The organism is Streptomyces viridochromogenes, assembly GCF_001270495.1.
Taxonomy (GTDB): domain Bacteria; phylum Actinomycetota; class Actinomycetes; order Streptomycetales; family Streptomycetaceae; genus Streptomyces; species Streptomyces viridochromogenes_A.
In genome coordinates, this window is record NZ_LGUR01000002.1 from 242,414 (window position 1) to 262,227 (window position 19,814).

Genomic DNA, 19,814 nt, shown 5'->3' on the forward strand with positions numbered 1-19,814 from the left:
GGACGGAGCGGAAACAACCGCTTTCTAACGTGGCGGGCCGTGGGATCGGAGTCGTATACAGGCCCCTGACGGCTCAAGCCGATCCGTCGACTCCCCGTGCTGCCGACGACGCCGAGCGGGGCTCCCACGTATCCCCCCACCACCCGAACCGAGCGCCACCGGGAGGCGTGACATGAGCACCACAGAGTCACGGTCGGCAACGGCAGACCCCACACCATCCGCCGACCAGGCGGTCAAGGAGACTCTGGAGGACTACACCCTCCGCTTCGCGCCGCGCAGTTACCGCCGCTGGACCCCGATGGTGGTGGCGACGACCGCACTCGGCGGCATCGCCTACATGGCCGACTTCTCCATCGGCGCCGGCATCGGCCTGGCCCACGGCACCGGCAACGCGCTGCTCGCGATCGCCGTCGCGGCCGTCGTCATCTTCGTCACCGGCTTCCCGCTGGCCTACTACGGTGCCCGCTACAACATCGACCTGGACCTCATCACCCGCGGTTCCGGCTTCGGCTACTTCGGTTCGGTCCTCACCAGTGTCATCTTCGCCAGCTTCACCTTCATCTTCTTCGCCCTCGAAGGCTCGATCATGGCCCAGGGTCTGAAGCTCGGCCTCGGACTGCCGCTGTGGCTCGGCTACCTGGTCTCCACTCTCATGGTGATCCCGCTGGTGATCTACGGCATGAAGGCGCTGAGCAAGCTCCAGGTGTGGACGACGCCGATCTGGCTGCTACTGATGGTCGGCCCGCTGGTCTACCTGGTCGCCACCGACCCCGGCACTGTCGACCGGTTCCTCGCCTACGCCGGCACCGACGGCGAGGGCGGCGTCAACACCGCGGCCGTGCTGCTCGGCGCGGGAGTGTGTCTCTCCCTGATCGCGCAGATCGGCGAGCAGATCGACTACCTGCGCTTCATGCCGCCCAAGACCGAGGCGAACAAGCGCGCCTGGTGGACGGCCGTGGTCATGGCCGGGCCCGGCTGGGTGGTGCTGGGCGCGCTCAAGCAGGCCATCGGCGTGTTCCTCGCGGTCTACATCCTCGCCGAGGTCGGTCCCACCGCCGCGCCCGAGCCGATCCAGCAGTTCAAGCACGCCTTCGACGCGATGATGCCGTCCTGGATCGTCGTCCCGCTGGCCGTGGCGCTGGTGGTGATCAGCCAGATCAAGATCAATGTGACGAACGCCTACTCCGGCTCCCTCGCCTGGACGAACTCCTTCACCCGGGTCACCGGACGCTACCCGGGCCGGATGGTCTTCGTCCTGGTCAACCTGGCCTTCGCGCTCGCGCTGATGGAGGCCGACATGTTCAGCTTCCTCAACAGCATTCTGGGCTTCTACTCGAACTGCGCCATCGCCTGGGTCGTCACCGTCGCCACCGACATCGGCGTCAACAAGTACCTGCTGAAGCTCTCCCCGCTCCAGCCCGAGTTCCGCCGCGGCATGCTCTACGCCGTCAACCCCGTGGGCGTGGTGGCCTTCGTCGCCGCCTCCGGCCTCTCCATCGCCATGTACTTCCACGCGCTCGGCGACACGCTCCAGCCCTACTCCCCCGTCGCCGCCGCCCTCATCGCCTTCGTCCTCACTCCGCTGATGGCCGTGGTCACCAAGGGCAAGTACTACCTGCGCCGCACCGACGACGGCATCGACGAGCCGCTCCTGGACGCCGACGGCAACCCCAGCGCCGTCACCTACGACTGCCACGTCTGCCGGCAGCAGTTCGAGCGCCCCGACGTGGCCGCCTGCCAGACGCACGAAGCCGTCGTCTGCTCCCTGTGCCTGAGCACGGACAAGGTCGGCGACCACGTCCTGCCCGCGGCGCCCGCGGGAGCCTGACGACGCACCGGCCCCGAGGACACGGGGCGAAGGGCTCCCGCAAGCATCTGCCTGCGGGAGCCCTTCGCCGTGTCACACGCGGCTATGCCTCGCCGCCCTCCAGGTCACCCTCGGTCTCCAGGTACACCTGCCGCAGCGCCTCCAGCACCGCCGGGTCCGGCTTCTCCCACATGCCGCGCGACTCCGCCTCCAGCAGCCGCTCGGCGATGCCGTGCAGGGCCCAGGGGTTGGCCTCCTGGAGGAACTCGCGGTTGGCCGGGTCCAGGACGTAGGTCTCGGTGAGCTTGTCGTACATCCAGTCGGCGATCACGCCGGTCGTGGCGTCGTAGCCGAACAGGTAGTCCACCGTGGCAGCGAGTTCGAAGGCGCCCTTGTAGCCGTGGCGGCGCATCGCCTCGATCCACTTCGGGTTGACGACACGGGCCCGGAAGACGCGCGAGGTCTCCTCGACGAGCGTGCGGGTGCGGACCGTCTCGGGCCGGGTGGAGTCGCCGATGTACGCCTCGGGCGCGGTGCCGCGCAAGGCGCGGACCGTGGCCACCATGCCGCCGTGGTACTGGAAGTAGTCGTCGGAGTCGGCGATGTCGTGCTCGCGGGTGTCCGTGTTCTTCGCGGCCACCGCGATCCGCTTGTACGCCGTCTCCATCTCGTCGCGTGCCGGGCGGCCGTCGAGTTCACGGCCGTAGGCGTAGCCGCCCCAGACCGTGTAGACCTCGGCGAGGTCGGCGTCGGTGCGCCAGTCGCGGGAGTCGATGAGCTGGAGCAGTCCGGCGCCGTAGGTGCCGGGGCGGGAGCCGAAGATACGGGTGGTGGCGCGGCGTTCGTCGCCGTGGGCCGCCAGGTCGGACTGGACGTGGGCGCGTACGTGGTTGACCTCGGCGGGCTCTTCCAGCGAGGCGGCCAGCCGCACGGCGTCGTCCAGCAGCCCGATCGTGTGCGGGAAGGCGTCCCGGAAGAAGCCCGAGATGCGCAGGGTCACGTCGATGCGCGGGCGGCCCAACTCCTCGTACGGGATGGCCTCCAGGCCCGTCACCCGGCGGGAGGCGTCGTCCCAGACCGGGCGGACGCCGAGCAGGGCGAGTGCCTCGGCGACGTCGTCGCCGGCCGTGCGCATCGCGCTCGTGCCCCACAGGGAGAGGCCGACGGAGGTGGGCCAGTCGCCGTTGTCGGCGCGGTAGCGCTCCAGCAACGAGTCCGCGAGGGCCTGGCCGGTCTCCCAGGCGAGGCGGGACGGCACGGCCTTGGGGTCCACGGAGTAGAAGTTGCGGCCGGTCGGCAGGACGTTGACCAGACCGCGCAGGGGGGAGCCGGAGGGGCCGGCGGGGACGAAACCGCCGTTGAGAGCGTGCAGGGCGTGGTCGAGTTCGGCGGTGGTCGCGGCGAGGCGGGGGACGACCTCGCGGGCGGCGAACTCCAGGATCGCGGCGACCTGTTCACCGTGTTCGGCGGGTACGGCCGCCGGGTCCCAGCCCGCGTCGTCCATCGCCTGGACCAGGGCGCGGGCCTTCGCCTCGGCCTCGTCGGCGGTCGTACGGGTCGCGGCGGACTCGTCCAGGCCGAGGGCCTCGCGCAGGCCGGGCAGCGCGGTGGTGCCGCCCCAGATCTGGCGGGCGCGGAGGATGGCGAGGACGAGGTTGACGCGGTCGGCGCCGGCCGGCGGGGTGCCCAGCACGTGCAGGCCGTCGCGGATCTGGGCGTCCTTGACCTCGCACAGCCAGCCGTCGACGTGCAGGAGGAAGTCGTCGAAGCCGTCGTCGTCGGGGCGGTCGTCCAGGCCGAGGTCGTGGTCGAGCTTGGCGGCCTGGATGAGGGTCCAGATCTGGGCGCGGATGGCCGGGAGCTTGGCCGGGTCCATGGAGGAGATCTGGGCGTACTCGTCGAGGAGTTGCTCCAGGCGCGCGATGTCTCCGTAGGAGTCGGCGCGGGCCATGGGCGGGACGAGGTGGTCGATGAGGGTGGCGTGGACGCGGCGCTTGGCCTGGGTGCCCTCGCCGGGGTCGTTGACCAGGAAGGGGTAGATCAGGGGCAGGTCGCCGAGGGCGGCGTCGGGCCCGCAGGCGGCGGACAGGCCGGCGTTCTTGCCGGGCAGCCACTCCAGGTTGCCGTGCTTGCCGAGGTGGATCATCGCGTCGGCGCCGAAGCCGCCGTCCTCGGCGCGGGCCGCGATCCAGCGGTAGGCGGCCAGGTAGTGGTGCGAGGGCGGGAGGTCCGGGTCGTGGTAGATGGCGATGGGGTTCTCGCCGAAGCCGCGCGGGGGCTGGATGAGGATCAGCAGGTTGCCGAAGCGGAGGGCCGCGAGGACGATGTCGCCGTCCTCGTTGCGGCTGCGGTCCACGAACATCTCGCCGGGCGCCGGGCCCCAGTGCTCCTCGACGGCCGTCCGCAGCTCCTCCGGCAGTGTGGCGAACCAGCGCCGGTAGTCGGCCGCCGGGATCCGCACCGGGTTGCGGGCCAACTGCTCCTCGGTGAGCCAGTCCTGGTCGTGGCCGCCGGCCTCGATGAGCGCGCGGATCAGCTCGTCGCCGTCGCCGGAGACCAGGCCGGGGATGTCGGTGTCGCCGAAGTCGTAGCCCTCGGCCAGCAGCCGCCTGAGCAGCGCGACGGCGCTGGCGGGGGTGTCGAGGCCGACCGCGTTGCCGATCCGGGAGTGCTTGGTCGGGTAGGCGGACAGGACCAGGGCCACGCGCTTGTCGGCGGCCGGGATGTGGCGAAGTCGCGCGTGGCGTACGGCGATTCCGGCGACGCGCGCCGCACGCTCGGGGTCGGCGACGTACGCGGGCAGGCCGTCGGCGTCGATCTCCTTGAAGGAGAACGGCACGGTGATGAGCCGGCCGTCGAACTCGGGCACGGCGATCTGGCTGGCGGCGTCGAGCGGGGAGACGCCCTCGTCGTTCTCCTCCCAGGCGGTGCGCGAACCGGTCAGGCACAGGGCCTGCAGGATCGGCACGTCGAGGGAGGTCAGGGCGCCCGCGTCCCAGGACTCGTCGTCGCCGCCGGCGGATGCCTCGGCGGGCTTGGTGCCGCCCGCGGCGAGCACGGTGGTGACGATGGCGTCGGCTGCGCGCAGTTCGTCGATGAGTTCGGGCTCGGGAGCCCTCAGGGAAGCGACGTACAGCGGCAACGGCCGGCCGCCGGCCTCCTCGATCGCGTCGCACAGGGCGCCCACGAACGCCGTGTTGCCGCTCATGTGGTGGGCGCGGTAGTAGAGCACGGCGATCGTCGGGCCGTCGGCCCGGGACTCGCGCTCCAGCGGGCCCCAGCTCGGCGCGGGCGCCGGTGCCTCGAAGCCGTGGCCGGTCAGCAGGACCGTGTCCGACAGGAAGCGGGCGAGCTGCTCCAGGTTGGCCGGGCCGCCGTGGGCGAGGTAGGCGTGGGCCTCGGCGGCGATGCCGACGGGGACCGTGGAGGCGGCCATCAGCTGGGCGTCCGGGGCCTGTTCGCCGGTGAGGACGACGACCGGGCGGCCGTCGGCGAGCAGCAGGTCGAGGCCCTCCTGCCAGGCGCGCAGCCCACCGAGGAGGCGTACGACGACGAGGTCGACGCCGTCGAGGAGCGCGGGCAGGTCGTCGAGCGGAAGCCTGGCGGGGTTGGCGAAGCGGTACGGCACCGGGCCGTTCGCCGCGCGGGCGCTGAGCAGGTCGGTGTCGGACGTCGACAGCAGAAGGATCATGCGGCGTCGGCCTTCCTCGGGGTGTCCGCGCCCCGGGTGGTGTCTGACGGCGGGAGTTCCTGACTCACCCGACCCTGGCGGGGTGGGCTCACAGTGGCGGGACCGCGCCGGACTCGCACCGGCTTCCTCCCCTGTCGCCGTCGTGGCGATGGCGGACCGGATGATCCACCGACAAGCATAGTAAGGGGCAGGGGAAGAGGCGTCGGCCTACAGAGGCACCGCATACAGTCTGCGGTGCGGTCGGTATGCTCGCCGCCATGTCCACGCCGTCGATCCGTCCGTCGTCCCAGGCCACAGGGGTCTCACGGGGCCGGGACGACGCATGCCCGGGCGCATTGAGGCTCCACACGGCGGACGACGGCGCACTCGCCCGGATCCGGATTCCCGGGGGTGTGCTTCAGGTCGGCCAGGCGCGGGATCTCGGCCGGGCGGCGGGCGAACTCGGCGACGGAGAGCTGCATCTGACGTCGCGGGGCAACGTCCAGCTGCGCGGTCTGCCGGCCGGCTGCGGCGGGGAGTTGGCGAGCCGGCTGGAGGCCGCCGGTCTGCTGCCGTCGTGGCGGCACGAGCGCGTGCGCAACGTGGTGGCCTCGCCCCTGGCCGGGCTGGACGGGCGCGGCTGCGCCGACGTACGGCCGTGGCTGCGGGCGTTGGACGAGCTGCTGTGCGCGAGCGAGGCCGCGGCCCGGCTGTCCGGGCGGTTCCTGTTCGCGCTCGACGACGGGCGCGGGGATGTGGCAGGGCTCGGTGCGGACGTGACACTGCGGGCCGCGCCGGACGGGGAGGTGTGGCTGCGCATCGGGGCCGCCGATACCGTCGCCGTCCTGAGCGCCGAGGACGCGCCTCGGGCCGCGCTGCTGGCCGCCGAGGTGTTCCTGGAGGCGAGTGGCGGACAGGTCTGGCGGGTGTCCGAACTTCCGTCCCCTGCCGATGAGTTGGCGCACGAGGTCGTACGGCGGCTGGGGACCGGGCATGCCTCGCCGGCCTGGCCGCTCGCAAGCGAGCCCGCTCCCTCCCCTGGCATCGTCACCGGCCCGGACGGCACGACGAGCCTCTCCGTTCTCGCCCCGCTGGGCCGTCTCACCGCCGCCCAGTGGGCCGAAGTGACGGCGGCCGCGTCCGGGGAGCTGCGTCTGACACCTTGGCGCGGAGTGATCCTTCCCACAGTGCGCTCCGACCGTCTCCCCGGCCTAGACTCCGTCGGTCTGATCACGGACCCGGACTCCCCTTGGCTGGGCATCGGTGCCTGCATCGGACGGCCCGGTTGCGCCAAGTCGCGGGCGGACATCCGTACGGACGCGGCCGCGTCGCTCACCACGGGCGGCGGGCTGCCGGCGTACTGGTCCGGCTGCGAGCGCCGTTGCGGTCGCCCGCGCGGCGATCACGTGGACGTCGTCGCGGCCCCGGACGGCGGCTACCGGATCACCGTCGTCCGAGGCGGCCGGGTGGGCGCCACGACGACGACCGACAACCCATCGAAGCTCGCCGCCGACCTGGCGGCGGCCCGCACGCATGACCTGTAGGAGCACGGTGTTCGAGTACGAGAAGGACGGGGCGGCCATCTACCGCCAGTCCTTTGCCACCATCCGCGCGGAGGCGGACCTCGCGGGCCTGCCCGCCGACGTCAGTCAGGTCGCGGTGCGGATGATCCATGCCTGCGGGATGGTCGACCTCGTGCGCGACCTCGTGTACACGCCCGGGGTGGTGGCCCGTGCCCGGGAGGCCCTGCGTGCGGGCGCGCCCATCTTCACCGATGTGCAGATGGTGGCCAGCGGTGTGACCCGCAAGCGGCTGCCCGCCGACAACGACGTGCTGTGCACCCTGTCCGACCCGGCCGTCCCCGAACTGGCCGCGAAGATGGGCACCACGCGCAGTGCGGCCGCCATGGAGCTGTGGCGGGACCGTCTTGAGGGTTCCGTGGTCGCCGTCGGGAACGCGCCGACCTCGCTGTTCCGCCTTCTGGAGATGATCGAGGAGGGCGCTCCCCGCCCGGCCGCCGTCATAGGTGTGCCGGTGGGGTTCGTGGGCGCCGCCGAGTCGAAGGAGGCGCTGGCGGAGCATCCGTCGGGCCTTGAGCACCTGGTGGTGCGCGGCCGACGCGGTGGCAGTGCCATCGCCGCCGCCGCGCTCAACGCGATCGCGAGTGAGGCAGAGTGAGCGGGAAGCTGTACGGCGTCGGGCTGGGCCCCGGCGACCCGTCGTTGATGACCGTGCGCGCGGTGGAGGTCATCGCCGAGGCGGACGTGATCGCGTACCACAGCGCACGGCACGGGCGGTCCATCGCCCGTTCGATCGCGGCGAAGCACATCCAGGAACGGCACATCGAGGAGCGGCTGGTCTACCCGGTCACCACCGAGACCACCGACCATCCCGGCGGCTACCAGGGCGCCATGGACGACTTCTACGCCGAGGCCTCCGCCCGGCTCGCCGCGCATCTCGACGCCGGCCGGACGGTCGCCGTGCTCGCGGAGGGCGACCCGCTCTTCTACGGCTCCTACATGCACATGCACAAGCGGCTCGCGGACCGCTACGACACCGAGGTCATCCCCGGTGTCACCTCCGTGTCGGCCGCCGCGGCCCGCCTGGGCACGCCCCTCGCGGAGGGCGAGGAGGTGCTGACCATCCTGCCGGGCACCCTGCCCGAGGAGGAGCTGACCGCCCGGCTCGCCGCCACGGACGCGGCGGTGGTGATGAAGCTGGGCCGCACCTTCACCAAGGTCCGCAGTGCGCTGGAGAGTTCGGGGCGGCTGGACGAGGCGCGGTACGTCGAGCGGGCCACCATGAGCGGGGAGCGGCTGGCCGAACTGGCCGACGTGGAGCCGGAATCGGTGCCGTACTTCTCGGTCGCCGTGCTGCCGAGCCAGGTCGACGCCGAGCCTCCCGTGCGGGAACTGGGCGAGGTCGTCGTGGTCGGGACCGGGCCGGCCGGTCCGTTGTGGCTGACCCCTGAGACGCGGGGTGCACTCGCCGCCGCCGACGACCTGGTCGGTTACACCACCTACCTGGACCGGGTGCCGGTCCGTCCCGGCCAGCTCCGGCACGGCTCGGACAACCGGGTCGAGGCCGAGCGCGCCGAGTTCGCGCTCCAACTGGCCCGGCGGGGGCGGCGGGTGGCCGTCGTCTCCGGGGGCGATCCGGGGATCTTCGCGATGGCCACGGCCGTCCTGGAGGTCGCGTCGGCCGAGGAGTACGCGGACATTCCGGTGCGGGTGCTGCCGGGGGTGACCGCCGCCAACGCGGCCGCCGCCCGCGCGGGCGCCCCGCTCGGCCACGACTACGCGACCATCTCCCTCTCCGACCGGCTCAAGCCCTGGGAGGTGATCGCCGAGCGGCTGCGCGCGGCGGCCTCGGCGGACCTGGTGCTGGCCCTGTACAACCCGGGCTCACGCAGCCGTACCTGGCAGGTGGCCAAGGCCCGTGAGCTGCTCCTTGAGCACCGGGCTCCGGACACGCCGGTCGTGGTCGCGCGGGACGTCGGCGGCTCCGGGGAGCGGGTGCGGATCGTGCGGCTGGCCGAGCTCGATCCGGCCGAGGTCGACATGCGCACGATCCTGCTGGTCGGTTCCTCGCAGACGCGGGTCGTACGGCGCGGGGACGGCGAGGACGTTGTCTGGACGCCTCGCCGCTACCCGGACGCGTGACGCCGGGGCGCCTACTCGGCTCCTTGTTCGGCGGGGATCGGTCCCTGTTCGGCGGGGGTGGGTCCCTGGGCCATCCCCGCCGTCCACTTCTCCTCGATCCGGCCGGCCTTCCACACCAGCAGGGCGATCGCCCAGGTGGCGAAGAACAGTCCGACGACGACGTATCCGATGATGTTGAGGTCGAGCCCGGAGACCCAATCCCAGAAGGCGCCGTGCAGGTGCGCCTTCTCGGCGATCAGGCCCAGCAGTTCGACCGTGCCGATGATGAGGGCGACGGCGACGGACAGGCCGGTGACGGTGAGGTTGTAGTAGACCTTGCGGACCGGCTTGGAGAAGGCCCAGCCGTAGGCGAAGTTCATGAACGAGCCGTCGATGGTGTCCAGCAGCGCCATGCCGGCAGCGAACAGGACCGGCAGGCAGAGGATCGCGTACCAGGGCAGGCCGGAGGCTGCGCCCGAGCCGGCGAGGACCAGCAGGGCGATCTCCGTGGCCGTGTCGAAGCCGAGACCGAACAGCATGCCCAGGGGGTACATCTGCCAGGGCCTGGTGATCGACTTCATGACGCGGCCGAGGAGGCGGTTCATGAAGCCGCGGTTGTCGAGTTGTTCCTCCAGGGCGGCCTCGTCGAAGTGGCCGGAGCGCATCTGCCGGAACACCTTCCAGATACCGGCCATGATCACCAGGTTGATGATCGCGATGAGGTAGAGGAAGGCCCCGGAGACGGTGGTGCCGATCCAGCCGGTGATGTCGTGCAGTCGCGAGCCGTCGTTCGCGACCGGACCGGACAGCGCCTTCACGCCCAGGGAGAGCAGGAGGGCGAGGACGAAGACGATGGTCGAGTGGCCGAGGGAGAACCAGAAGCCGACCGAGAGCGGCCGCTGTCCCTCGCTCATCAGCTTGCGGGTGGTGTTGTCGATGGCCGCGATGTGGTCGGCGTCGAAGGCGTGCCGCATGCCCAGCGTGTACGCGGTGATGCCGATACCGATGCCGAACGACCTCTCGCCCAGGCTGTAGTGGTGCGGGGCCACGATCGCGACCAGCGTGAACCAGCCGATGACGTGCAGCGCCAGGATGAACGCGGCCATACCTCCGAGGCTCGTCCATTCCGTGCGGGTCATCGAGGTGCGGACGCGGCGCCATCGCGCTGTTCGGTTCTTTTCAGCCACACCCTTGAGCCTGCTGCACATAGGTTGCAGGTAAAAGCCGTACGCGGCAAAGCTCGGGTCAGGTTTCAGCCTGCGCTCGGGAAAGACATGCGGGTGGCCAGCCAGGCCAGTGCCTGCTCCGGTTCCGCCACGACCCGCACCCCGGCGGGGGCCGGCGGCCTGCGCACCACGACCACGGGCACCCCGGCCTCGCGCGCGGCCGTCAGCTTCGGCGCGGTGGCCGCTCCCCCGCTGTCCTTCGTCACGACCACGTCGACGCGGTGCCGGCGCAGCAGTTCGCGCTCCCCGTCGAGGGTGAAGGGGCCGCGGTCGAGCAGCACCTCCATGCGGGGCGGGTGCGGGGGTTCGGGCGCGTCCACGGACCGTACGAGGAACCAGAGGTCGGTGAGGTCCGCGAAGGCGGCCAGCCCCATGCGCCCGGTGGTGAGGAACACCCGTCTCCCGAGCCCGGGCAGCAGCTGTGCCGCCTCCTCCAGCGAGTCGGCCTCGCGCCAGTCGTCCCCCGCCACCGGGACCCAGCCGGGGCGTCGCAGCGCGAGCAGGGGAACATGGGCGGTGGCGGCGGCCCGCGCCGCGTTGAAACTGATCCTTCCGGCGAAAGGGTGCGTGGCGTCGATGAGCGCGTCCACCTCGTGCTCGCGCAGCCACGCGGCCAGCCCGTCGGCGCCGCCGAAGCCGCCGACGCGCACCTCGCCGGGCGGCAGCCGGGGCGCGGCCACCCGGCCGGCCAGCGAGTTCGTCACGCGCAGCCCGGGCACGTGGTCGGCCGCCAGGAGTTCGGCGAGGCGACGGGCCTCGGTGGTCCCGCCCAGAATCAGTACGTGCACGAAGTCCGGTTCCCTTTCGAAGAGTGAGGCATGACGAGCGAGGCCAAGGGCGGCCGCGGCGCCCAACTCAAGCACACCGGCCTACGGCACGGCTGGACGACCGGTGCCTGCGCGACGGCGGCGACGACGGCCGCGTACACCGCGCTGCTGACCGGGGAGTTCCCCGACCCGGTGACGATCACGCTGCCCAAGGGGCAGACACCGGCCTTCGCCCTGGCGGCCGAGGAGCTCGACGACGCGTATGCCATGGCAGGCATCGTGAAGGACGCGGGGGACGACCCGGACGTCACCCACGGCGCGCTGGTCCGGGCGACCGTGCGGCGGCTGCCCGCGGGGGCCGGGGTCGTCTTCAAGGCGGGCCCCGGCGTGGGGACGGTCACCCGGCCCGGCCTGCCGCTGCCCGTCGGCGAACCGGCCGTCAACCCCGTGCCCCGGCAGATGATGCGCGACCACGTCGCCCGGGTCGCGGAGCGGTACGGCGGCAGCGGCGACGTCGAGATCACCGTCTCCGTGGACCACGGCGAGGAGATCGCCCGCTCCACCTGGAACCCCCGGCTGGGCATCCTCGGCGGCCTCTCCGTCCTCGGCACCACGGGCATCGTCGTCCCGTACTCCTGCTCCGCGTGGATCGACTCCATCCGGCGCGGGGTGGACGTGGCGCGGGCGGCCGGGCGCACCCACGTGGCCGGCTGCACCGGGTCCACCTCGGAGAAGACGGTCGTCGCCGCGTATGACCTCCCTGAGGACGCCCTCCTGGACATGGGCGACTTCGCGGGCGCGGTCCTGAAGTACGTACGCCGCCACCCCGTCGACCGCCTCACGATCTGCGGGGGCTTCGCCAAGCTGTCCAAGCTGGCCGCCGGCCATCTGGACCTGCACTCCGCCCGCTCGCAGGTCGACAAGGGCTTCCTGGCCGAGCTGGCCCGGCGCGGCGGCGCGGACGAGGCGCTGGCCGCCGAGGTCGCGAACGCCAACACCGGGCTGGCCGCACTCCAGTCGTGCGCGGCGGCCGGGGTCCCGCTCGGCGACCTGGTGGCGGTCACCGCCCGCGACGAAGCCCTGGCCGTGCTGCGCGGGGCGCCCGTCGCGGTCGACGTGATCTGCATCGACCGCGCGGGAACGATCGTGGGCCGCAGCACGGTGGCCGGGCCCTCGGTCACCCGGCCCTGAACACAGCGCCGGGCGCTGCCGGATGCGCGGTGTGCGGTGTGCGATGTCCGCTCACCGGCTAGCACACATGCCGCTCACGATCCGGCGAGTACAGGTGGCTGTCGCGGAACTGCTCCGCGCCCAGCGTGCGGCCGACCATGATGACGGCCGTGCGCAGCACGCCCGCGGCCTTCACCTGGCCGGCGATCTCGTCGAGGGTGCCCCGGATGATCACCTCGTCGGGGCGGGAGGCGTAGGCGACGACGGCGGCGGGGCAGTCGGCGCCGTAGTGCGGGAGGAGCTCCTCCACCACGCGGTCGACGTACCGGGCGGCGAGGTGCAGGACGATGAGTGCGCCGCTGCGGCCGAGGGTGGCGAGGTCCTCGCCGTCGGGCATGGCGGTGGCGCGGTGGGCGATACGGGTGAGGATGACGGTCTGGCCGACCGTCGGCACGGTCAGCTCCCGCTTGAGGGAGGCCGCGGCGGCGGCGAAGGCGGGCACGCCGGGCACCACTTCGTACGGCACTCCGGTCGCGTCCAGCCGCCGCATCTGCTCGGCGACCGCGCTGAACACGGACGGGTCGCCCGAGTGCAGCCGCGCCACGTCGTGCCCTTGTCCATGTGCCCGGAGCAACTCGGCGGTGATCTCGTCGAGGTTGAGGTCCGCGGTGTCCACCAGCCGTGCGTCCGGCGGACATTCGGCGAGCAGCTCGCGAGGGACCAGGCTGCCCGCGTACAGGCAGACCTGGCAGGCGGCGAGCGTACGGGCGCCGCGCACCGTGATCAGGTCGGCGGCACCGGGGCCGGCACCGATGAAGTACACGGTCATCTGTCTGCTCCTGGAAGGGGGTTGAGGGTGTGCTGCGCTTTTTCCACGGCCCACTGGGTCACCGGCATCGCCTGACGCCAGCCGGTGAAGCCGCCCACCGGAACGGCGTGTGCCACCGCGAGCCGCACCAGCTCGCCACCGCGGCGCCGATGTGCGTCGGCGAGCAGCGCCTCCGACTCCAGCGTCACGGTGTTGGCGACCAGGCGTCCGCCGCCGGGCAGCGCCTCCCAGCAGGCGTCGAGGAGGCCGGGCGCGGTGAGCCCGCCGCCGACGAACACCGCGTCCGGCGTGGGGAGTTCCGTCAGAACGCCGGGTGCGGCGCCGGTGACGACGCGCAGGCCGGGCACCCCCAGCCGGTCGGCGTTGCGGGTGATGCGCTCGGCGCGCACCGGGTCGCGTTCGACGGTGACCGCCCGGCACGACGGGTGCGTGCGCATCCACTCGATCGCGATCGACCCGGACCCGCCGCCGACGTCCCACAGCAGCTCACCGGGCGCGGGCGCGAGCACGCCCAGCGTGGCGGCGCGGATGTGGCGTTTGGTGAGCTGGCCGTCGTGCTCGTAAGCCGTGTCGGGCAGTCCGGGTACGGCGCCGAGGCGCGGGGTGTCCGGGGCGCGGTGGCACTCGACGGCGACGATGTTGAGCGGGTCGCCGGGCTCGTCGTGCCAGTCGTCGGCGGTCGTCGAGACGGTCGTACGTTCCTTCTCGCCGCCGAGTTGTTCCAGCAGCCGCATCCGGCTGGGTCCGTAGCCGTGGTCCCGCAGCAGGGCGGCGACCTCGGCGGGGGTGGTGGCGTCGGCGCTGAGCACGAGGAGCCGTCGGCCTTCGTACAGGGCGGCGGCGATGCAGGCGGCGGGCCTGCCGACGAGGGTGACGACCTCGACGTCCTCCAGGGGCCAGCCGAGGCGGGCGCAGGCGTGGGAGACGGAGGAGGGGTGCGGCAGGACGCGCACGGCACCGGCGCCGAGGACCTCGGTGAGGGTGCGCCCGATGCCGTAGAACATGGGGTCGCCGCTGGCCAGTACGGCGATCCGGCGGCCGGCGTGGGCGGCGAGGAGGCCGGGGACCGCGGGCCGCAGGGGTGAGGGCCAGGCGATGCGTTCCGCGGCGCACTCGGGCGGCAGCAGGTCCAGTTGGCGCGGGCCGCCGATGACGACCTCGACATCGAGCAACGCGGCACGGGAGCCGTCCGGGACGCCCTCCCAGCCGTCGGCTCCGATCCCGACGACGGTCACGACGGCGGGCGGCGGGGCGGGGCGTGCGGGGGTCACTGCGCGGTACCTCGGGGCTCGAAAGGGCAACAGAGACGCACTCTACGGGGCGGTGGCCTGCGTGTCCTTCGGCGGGTACACATTCAGGAAGCTCTTATTGCACACTACTTGCAATAACTTTCAAATGGCAGAAAGGGTGAGCACATGGCTTCTCCGATCGTGCTCGGCATCGAGTCGTCCTGTGACGAGACCGGCGCCGGGTTGGTGCGAGGGGGGCGGCTGTTGGGGCATGCGGTGGCGTCGAGCATGGACGAGCACGCCCGCTTCGGCGGGGTGGTGCCCGAGATCGCCTCCCGGGCTCATCTGCACGCGCTGCGCCCCGTGGTCCGGCAGGCGCTGGCCGAGGCCGGCCTGACGCTGTCCGACATCGGCGCCGTCGCCGTCACCACCGGACCGGGCCTGTCCGGCGCGCTCCAGGTGGGCCTGGCCGGGGCGAAGGGCATCGCCTACGCGCTGGACGTGCCTCTGTACGGCGTCCACCACCTCGCCGGCCATGTCGCCGCCGACACCCTCGCACACGGGCCGCTGCCCGACCCCTGTGTGGTGCTGATCGTCTCCGGCGGCCACACCTCGCTCCTCCTCGTCCGCGACCTGGCCCGCGATCCGATCGTCCATCTCGGCGACACCCTCGACGACGCGGCCGGGGAGTGCTTCGACAAGGTGGCGCGGGTCCTCGGGCTGCCGTATCCGGGCGGTCCGGCCATCGACCGGGCGGCGCGCGAGGGGGATCCGCGCGCCGTCCCCTTCCCGCGCCCGCTGACCGGCCGCCGCGACGAGCCGTACGCCTTCTCCTTCTCGGGGCTGAAGACGGCGGCCGCCCGCTGGGCCGAGGGCCACGCGGCTGGTGAGCTGCCGGTGGGCGACGGCGCGGCTTCCCTCCAGGAAGCGGTCGCCGACGTGCTGACCCGCAAGGCGGTCGCGGCCTGTGCCGAGTACGGCGTGGGGACGCTGGTCGTGGTGGGTGGGGTCGCCGCGAACTCGCGTGTGCGGTCGCTGGCCGAGGAGCGCTGCCGGGCGGCCGGGATCGAGCTGCGGGTGCCGCCGCTGCGGCTGTGCACGGACAACGGCGCGATGATCGCCGCCGTCGGCGACCTCCTCGTCCGGGCCGGAGCCGAACCCGCCCCGCTGGCCCTGTCGATCGATCCGTCGGCGCCTCTGGAGTACGCGGCCCTGCACCCCATCGGGCTGCGTGCGGGGACGGCGGCGGTGGCGGCCTGATGAGCGTCGACATCCGTGTGTTCAAAGGCCCCGAACTCCTGGCCCATACCACCGACTTGTACTCCGTGTACGTCGATGCCTTCTGCGCCCCGCCCTGGAACGAGGACACGGAAAGGGCCGCCGACTTCACCGACCGGCTGCCAAGGGACGTGCGCCGACCGGGGTTCACCGCCGTGATCGCGGTGGAAGGCGGGGTGATGCTCGGTTTCGCCACCGCGTGGACCACCCTCGCCCCCTTCCCCACCGACCGCTGCTACCCGCAGGTCGCCGCGGGTCTCGGCCCCGATCGCACCGGCGCCTGGCTGGTCGGCGCCCGCGAGACGGACCAACTCGCCGTCCGCGCCCGCGCGCGTGGCACCGGCCTCGCCGGCGAACTCCTGGAAGCGGTCATCGCGGATGCCCCCGAGGGCCGCGCCTGGCTGCTGACCTCCGTGCGCTCCCGTCAGGCCATGTCCTTCTACCGCCGCCAGGGCTGGGTCCGGGCCACCCACCCCTCCCCCGACGGCCAGGGCATCGTCGTCTTCCTCGGCCCTCACCACCCGGCCCGTTCCCGGGCCGGGCAGCGCGTCTGGGCACCCGGGCAGGACCCAGCTCGGACGACTGGCCGTCAGCAGGTGCGGTTGACGTAGTGAGCGCCCTGGATCTTGTCGGCAGGGCCCAGCCAGGTCCGGCCGGGACCGACACACCGCTCGTAGTCGGGAGCCTGGGCCACCCGCACCTGGATGACCACGCGCGAGCCGTCGGACGTGCAGTGGTTGTAGTAGGCGTCGGAGCTGGTCTCGTAGAAGCCGCACGGGTCGGCCGCCGCGGGGCTCGCTTGGGCGGTCACCGCGCCGAGGGACGTGAGCACGAGGGCGGCGGAACCGAGAGCGCCGGTCACCATACGACGAAGACTCAAGGGGAACTCCTTGGGCAGTGGAGGCAGTTGACCCGCAAGGCCGTTGCCTGCCGATGAGTTGGACACCTGCACCAGAATCGCCACGTGGTCCGGCGTGCTGGATCGAACGGCGGGGCGTTCACCTGGTGAATCGTTCTGCCTGTCCGTCGTTCGGATGATCTCGCCTCGTTTTGGGATCATTGCCATGTGGACGTAAACGCGGATTTCGGCGCGGCCGGGCCGGGGGATGCGCTCGATGTGGCGCCGACGGCCCGGACGGCGGTGGCGTGGCTGCCGCCGAGCGAGCTCTGGCCGGTGATCCAGGCCATCCGCTGGGAGCACGATCCGCAGGTACGGCGGTGGCCGCCGCATGTGAATCTGCTCTTCGGTTTCGTACCGGAGGAGGAGTTCGCGCGGGCCGTGCCGCTGCTCCGCGCCGGGGCGGCGGCCAGCCCGGCGTTCTCGGCGCGCCTGGCCGGTGTGCGGTACTTCCGGCACCGGCACTACGCGACGGTCTGGCTCGACCCGGCCGCGGCAGGTCCGGCCCCGTGGGCCCGTCTCCAGCGGGAGCTGCGGCTGCGGTTCCCGCTGTGCCGCGGGCGCGGTGACCGCTTCACCCCGCATCTGTCCCTCGGCCGCACCCACGACCCGAAACACCTGGCAGCCGAGTGTGCCGCCCGGCTCGGCACGCTGTCTGCCGCGGTCGAGGAGGTGGTGCTGCTCTCACGTCGCGGTGAGGAGCCCATGAAGCCCCGGGCCGTGATCACCCTGGGCACGGGAGAGGTCCGCCCCGCGCCCATGTGGTGAGTGTGCGGTGGGGTCCCGTCAGTCCTCCGCCGGCATCACGCGGGTCACTTCGCCGTCGTCTGTGGTGCGCCCTCGGCCGAGGTGACCGTGATGGCGGTGGTACGGCCGTCCGGAGTGATCCGGAGGACGGGGATCGCCTTGTTCTCGGGGGCGCCGTCGTCTCCGAGGGCGATCCAGCCGCTCGCGCCCGGCAGCGGGCCCTGTTTCCGCAGGCGGGACAGCGTCCGGTAGACATCCGTGACGGTCGGGTTCGGCACCGCGGGGGTCGCGCGGACCGCCCGGGCCGCGGTGAGCAGGGCGTCGTGCATCATGATCGCCCGGCCGTCGTCCAGGTCGCTGTGCGGGAAGGCGTCGTCGAACGTGCCGTCCCGGAAGGGCTCGACGAGGTCCGGGGCGAAGGCGCCCGGCGTCACCTTCCACGCCCCCGGGTGGGCGAGGCCGGTGTAGAGCAGGTCGATCCCGCCCTTGCCGAGGGCGCGGGCCAGTGCGCGTGCGTCGAAGCCGTTCGTGTGCCGGACCATCATGGTGTCGTCGCCGGACATCACGGTGATCCGGTGGCCCCGGCAGGGGCGTGCGGCGAGGACGGTCAGGAGTTGCGGCAGCGTGGTGCCCCGGCCCGCGAAGTAGACGACGTCGGGCTTCACCTCGCACACGTCCGCGAGTCCGGCGCGGAAGTCGGTCAGGCCGGGCCGTGAGGAGTCGAACAGGGTGGGTTCCGCACGGACGAGGCGACGAGCCGGTATCCGGGTGCGGAACTGCTGGGCGAGGGTGCTGGTGTACTGGTCGCCGGGGGCGATGTCCTGCACGAAGAGAATCCGGGCGCGGGCGAGCGCGCCGGTCGACAGGTGGCGTACGGCGGCCGCCGCCTGGTCGGCGTTGGCGGGCGCGACCCGTGCCAGGCCGGGCACGGCGGCCCAGGAGTCGGCGGTGAGGACCGAACCGAACGCGGGCAGGCCGCCGGCCGTCAACTCCTCCACCATGTCCTGGCTGGCGGCGGTGCTGCCGCCCAGGCCGAGCGCCGCCACGATCCGCTGGGCGCGCCGGGCCCCGAGCACCTGCCCGACCGTGTGGTTGCGCTGTTGGGCGGTGCCTCCGGTCTGGCCGAACAGCAGCCGGATCGCGGCTCCGCCGTCCGGGCCGCCCGACTTCCGGTTGACCCTGAGCTGGGCGAAGTGGGCGCCCTCCAGATCGCGCCGCACCGCCTCCATGCCGGCGCTGCCGTCGAACTCCTCGGTGAGGGGCGTCAGATACACCATCGACACCTGTGGCCGCCCGCCCGACGCGGCCGCGGCCGCCGCGACCCGCCGGTTCTCGGCGGCGATCCGCTCCAGCACCGGTGCGATGAGCCGGCTCGACGAACGGCGCAGCAGCGCGGGCGACGCGTCCGCGTCCAGCAGTCCGACGCATCTGCGCATACCGCCCTCGCCGATGGCGCTCAGTCCGTCGGCGCAGGGCAGGACCGCCGACGGCACCGCCCGGGGCAGGTCGCCGGGCAGCAGCAGGGCCGCGAGTACGGTGAGCGCGGCGAGCGCTGTCCGGCCGGGCCGCCGGCGCCGTACCGGTGGTGGGGTGCCGTCGACGTCATCGACGCCCTGCCCGGCGCGGTTCGCCAGGCGCAGGACCTCCTCCAGGCAGGGCCGCCGTGCCGGGTCCTTGGTCAGGCAGCGGGCCACCAGCGTGCGCAGCGCGCAGGGAAGGCCGGTGAGGTCGGGTTCCTTGTGCACGACCGCGAAGGCGACCGCGATCGGTTCCAGGCCCGCCGCGCCGGGGTCCTCGAAGGGGCTGCGGCCCAGCGCGGCGTAGGCCAGTACGCCGCCGAGGGCGAACACGTCCGTCGCCGGGGAGAGGGCCTGGGCTCCGGTCAGCTGCTCCGGCGCCATGAAGGCCGGGGTGCCCACCATGGCGCCGCTGCGGGTCAGGGCCCGGCTCTGGGTGACGGAGCGGGCGATGCCGAAGTCGATGACCCGTACGCCGTCGTCGGCGAGGAGGACGTTGGCGGGTTTGAGGTCCCGGTGCACGAGTCCGTGCCGGTGGATGTCACGCAGTGCCTCCGCCAACTGCCCGGCCAGCCGGACGACTTCGGCCACGGGGAGCGGGCCGCCGGAGCGCACTCGGGCGTCCAGTGCGTCACCGACGACGTACTGCGTGGCCAGCCAGGGCGGATCGCCGTCGGGGTCGGCATCCACCACGGGTGCGGTGAAGGCCCCGCTCACCTTGCGGGCGGCGGCGACTTCGCGTCGGAACCGGGCCCGGAAGTGCGGCTCGTCGACGTACTCGGGCCGGATCACCTTCAGCGCGACCCGCCGCCCGCCGGCGCTGCGCGCCAGATACACGACCCCCATCCCGCCGGCGCCCAGGCGCCGTTCCACGGTGAACTCCCCGATCCGCCGCACCACGCCAACGTACCGACGCCGGCGGTCCTCGGATTCCGCTCTCTCGATGTACGTCCGTGCTCGTCACACCTTCAGGTGAAGTGGCGCGGATTCACGGGCGGGCCGGCCGGCAGGCCGGGCCGTCCGCCGGGGCGGCCC

The 19,814-nt window shown here is 72.7% G+C and carries 15 protein-coding genes and 1 riboswitch; of the genes, 8 read left to right on the plus strand and 7 right to left on the minus strand.

Going from position 1 to position 19,814, the window contains the following annotated elements:
* Nucleotides 1–172 precede the first annotated feature (172 nt).
* Nucleotides 173–1,828, plus strand: a complete 1,656-nt coding sequence (locus ADK36_RS01040; protein ID WP_048579697.1) for a purine-cytosine permease family protein — start codon at nucleotides 173–175, stop codon at nucleotides 1,826–1,828.
* A gap of 82 nt (nucleotides 1,829–1,910) precedes the next feature.
* Here ADK36_RS01040 and cobN read toward each other — a convergent pair whose 3' ends face one another.
* The gene (gene cobN, locus ADK36_RS01045) at nucleotides 1,911–5,498 is read right to left on the minus strand and encodes a cobaltochelatase subunit CobN (RefSeq protein ID WP_053195925.1); all 3,588 of its coding nucleotides are present in this window, start codon (nucleotides 5,496–5,498) and stop codon (nucleotides 1,911–1,913) included.
* A 34-nt stretch (nucleotides 5,499–5,532) separates the two neighbouring features.
* Nucleotides 5,533–5,683: riboswitch (cobalamin riboswitch) on the minus strand.
* Between the two features lie 72 nt (nucleotides 5,684–5,755).
* On the opposite strand from cobN, the gene cobG reads away from it, so the two are divergent.
* From cobG to ADK36_RS01060, 3 genes are read left to right on the plus strand one after another with little or no spacing between them, the layout of a single operon-like run.
* Nucleotides 5,756–7,021, plus strand: coding sequence for a precorrin-3B synthase (gene cobG / locus ADK36_RS01050; protein WP_234329612.1), 1,266 nt, complete (start codon nucleotides 5,756–5,758; stop codon nucleotides 7,019–7,021).
* Nucleotides 7,011–7,655: a precorrin-8X methylmutase gene (locus ADK36_RS01055; protein WP_053195929.1), complete on the plus strand. Its 645-nt coding sequence runs from the start codon at nucleotides 7,011–7,013 to the stop codon at nucleotides 7,653–7,655. The genes cobG and ADK36_RS01055 overlap by 11 nt, the downstream gene beginning before the upstream one ends.
* Nucleotides 7,652–9,139, plus strand: coding sequence for a precorrin-2 C(20)-methyltransferase (locus ADK36_RS01060; protein ID WP_048579693.1), 1,488 nt, complete (start codon nucleotides 7,652–7,654; stop codon nucleotides 9,137–9,139). The genes ADK36_RS01055 and ADK36_RS01060 overlap by 4 nt, the downstream gene beginning before the upstream one ends.
* A gap of 11 nt (nucleotides 9,140–9,150) precedes the next feature.
* Here the strand turns inward: ADK36_RS01060 and ADK36_RS01065 are convergent, their stop codons facing one another.
* Together ADK36_RS01065 and ADK36_RS01070 are read right to left on the minus strand one after the other, a co-directional pair.
* Nucleotides 9,151–10,326: a HoxN/HupN/NixA family nickel/cobalt transporter gene (locus ADK36_RS01065; protein ID WP_234329613.1), complete on the minus strand. Its 1,176-nt coding sequence runs from the start codon at nucleotides 10,324–10,326 to the stop codon at nucleotides 9,151–9,153.
* A gap of 44 nt (nucleotides 10,327–10,370) precedes the next feature.
* Nucleotides 10,371–11,132, minus strand: a complete 762-nt coding sequence (locus ADK36_RS01070) for a cobalt-precorrin-6A reductase (protein ID WP_053196023.1) — start codon at nucleotides 11,130–11,132, stop codon at nucleotides 10,371–10,373.
* A 30-nt stretch (nucleotides 11,133–11,162) separates the two neighbouring features.
* Here ADK36_RS01070 and ADK36_RS01075 point away from each other — a divergent pair, with 30 nt between their 5' ends.
* Nucleotides 11,163–12,302, plus strand: a complete 1,140-nt coding sequence (locus tag ADK36_RS01075; RefSeq protein ID WP_048579690.1) for a cobalt-precorrin-5B (C(1))-methyltransferase — start codon at nucleotides 11,163–11,165, stop codon at nucleotides 12,300–12,302.
* A 58-nt stretch (nucleotides 12,303–12,360) separates the two neighbouring features.
* Here ADK36_RS01075 and cobM read toward each other — a convergent pair whose 3' ends face one another.
* On the minus strand, nucleotides 12,361–13,110 hold the full coding sequence (gene cobM, locus ADK36_RS01080) for a precorrin-4 C(11)-methyltransferase (RefSeq protein ID WP_048579689.1): 750 nt from the start codon (nucleotides 13,108–13,110) through the stop codon (nucleotides 12,361–12,363).
* Nucleotides 13,107–14,381: a bifunctional cobalt-precorrin-7 (C(5))-methyltransferase/cobalt-precorrin-6B (C(15))-methyltransferase gene (locus ADK36_RS01085; protein ID WP_053195931.1), complete on the minus strand. Its 1,275-nt coding sequence runs from the start codon at nucleotides 14,379–14,381 to the stop codon at nucleotides 13,107–13,109. The genes cobM and ADK36_RS01085 overlap by 4 nt, the downstream gene beginning before the upstream one ends.
* 144 nt (nucleotides 14,382–14,525) lie before the next feature.
* On the opposite strand from ADK36_RS01085, the gene tsaD reads away from it, so the two are divergent.
* Nucleotides 14,526–15,599, plus strand: coding sequence for a tRNA (adenosine(37)-N6)-threonylcarbamoyltransferase complex transferase subunit TsaD (tsaD, locus tag ADK36_RS01090; RefSeq protein WP_053195932.1), 1,074 nt, complete (start codon nucleotides 14,526–14,528; stop codon nucleotides 15,597–15,599).
* Complete coding sequence (locus ADK36_RS01095; protein ID WP_048579686.1) at nucleotides 15,599–16,228, plus strand: GNAT family N-acetyltransferase; 630 nt, start codon at nucleotides 15,599–15,601, stop codon at nucleotides 16,226–16,228. Before tsaD ends, ADK36_RS01095 begins: the two co-directional genes overlap by 1 nt.
* On the opposite strand, the gene ADK36_RS01100 is transcribed toward ADK36_RS01095, so the two are convergent.
* Nucleotides 16,207–16,479 (minus strand): DUF6355 family natural product biosynthesis protein, encoded by a 273-nt coding sequence (locus tag ADK36_RS01100; protein ID WP_199830075.1) that lies wholly within the window; start codon nucleotides 16,477–16,479, stop codon nucleotides 16,207–16,209. The two genes, ADK36_RS01095 and ADK36_RS01100, sit on opposite strands and share 22 nt — an antisense overlap.
* A gap of 204 nt (nucleotides 16,480–16,683) precedes the next feature.
* Here ADK36_RS01100 and ADK36_RS01105 point away from each other — a divergent pair, with 204 nt between their 5' ends.
* A complete protein-coding gene (locus ADK36_RS01105; protein ID WP_053195934.1) occupies nucleotides 16,684–17,283 on the plus strand; it encodes a 2'-5' RNA ligase family protein in 600 nt (199 codons plus the stop codon).
* 44 nt (nucleotides 17,284–17,327) lie between these two features.
* Here the strand turns inward: ADK36_RS01105 and ADK36_RS49870 are convergent, their stop codons facing one another.
* Nucleotides 17,328–19,676, minus strand: coding sequence for a serine/threonine-protein kinase (locus ADK36_RS49870; protein ID WP_234329614.1), 2,349 nt, complete (start codon nucleotides 19,674–19,676; stop codon nucleotides 17,328–17,330).
* Between the last annotated feature and the right edge of the window lie 138 nt (nucleotides 19,677–19,814).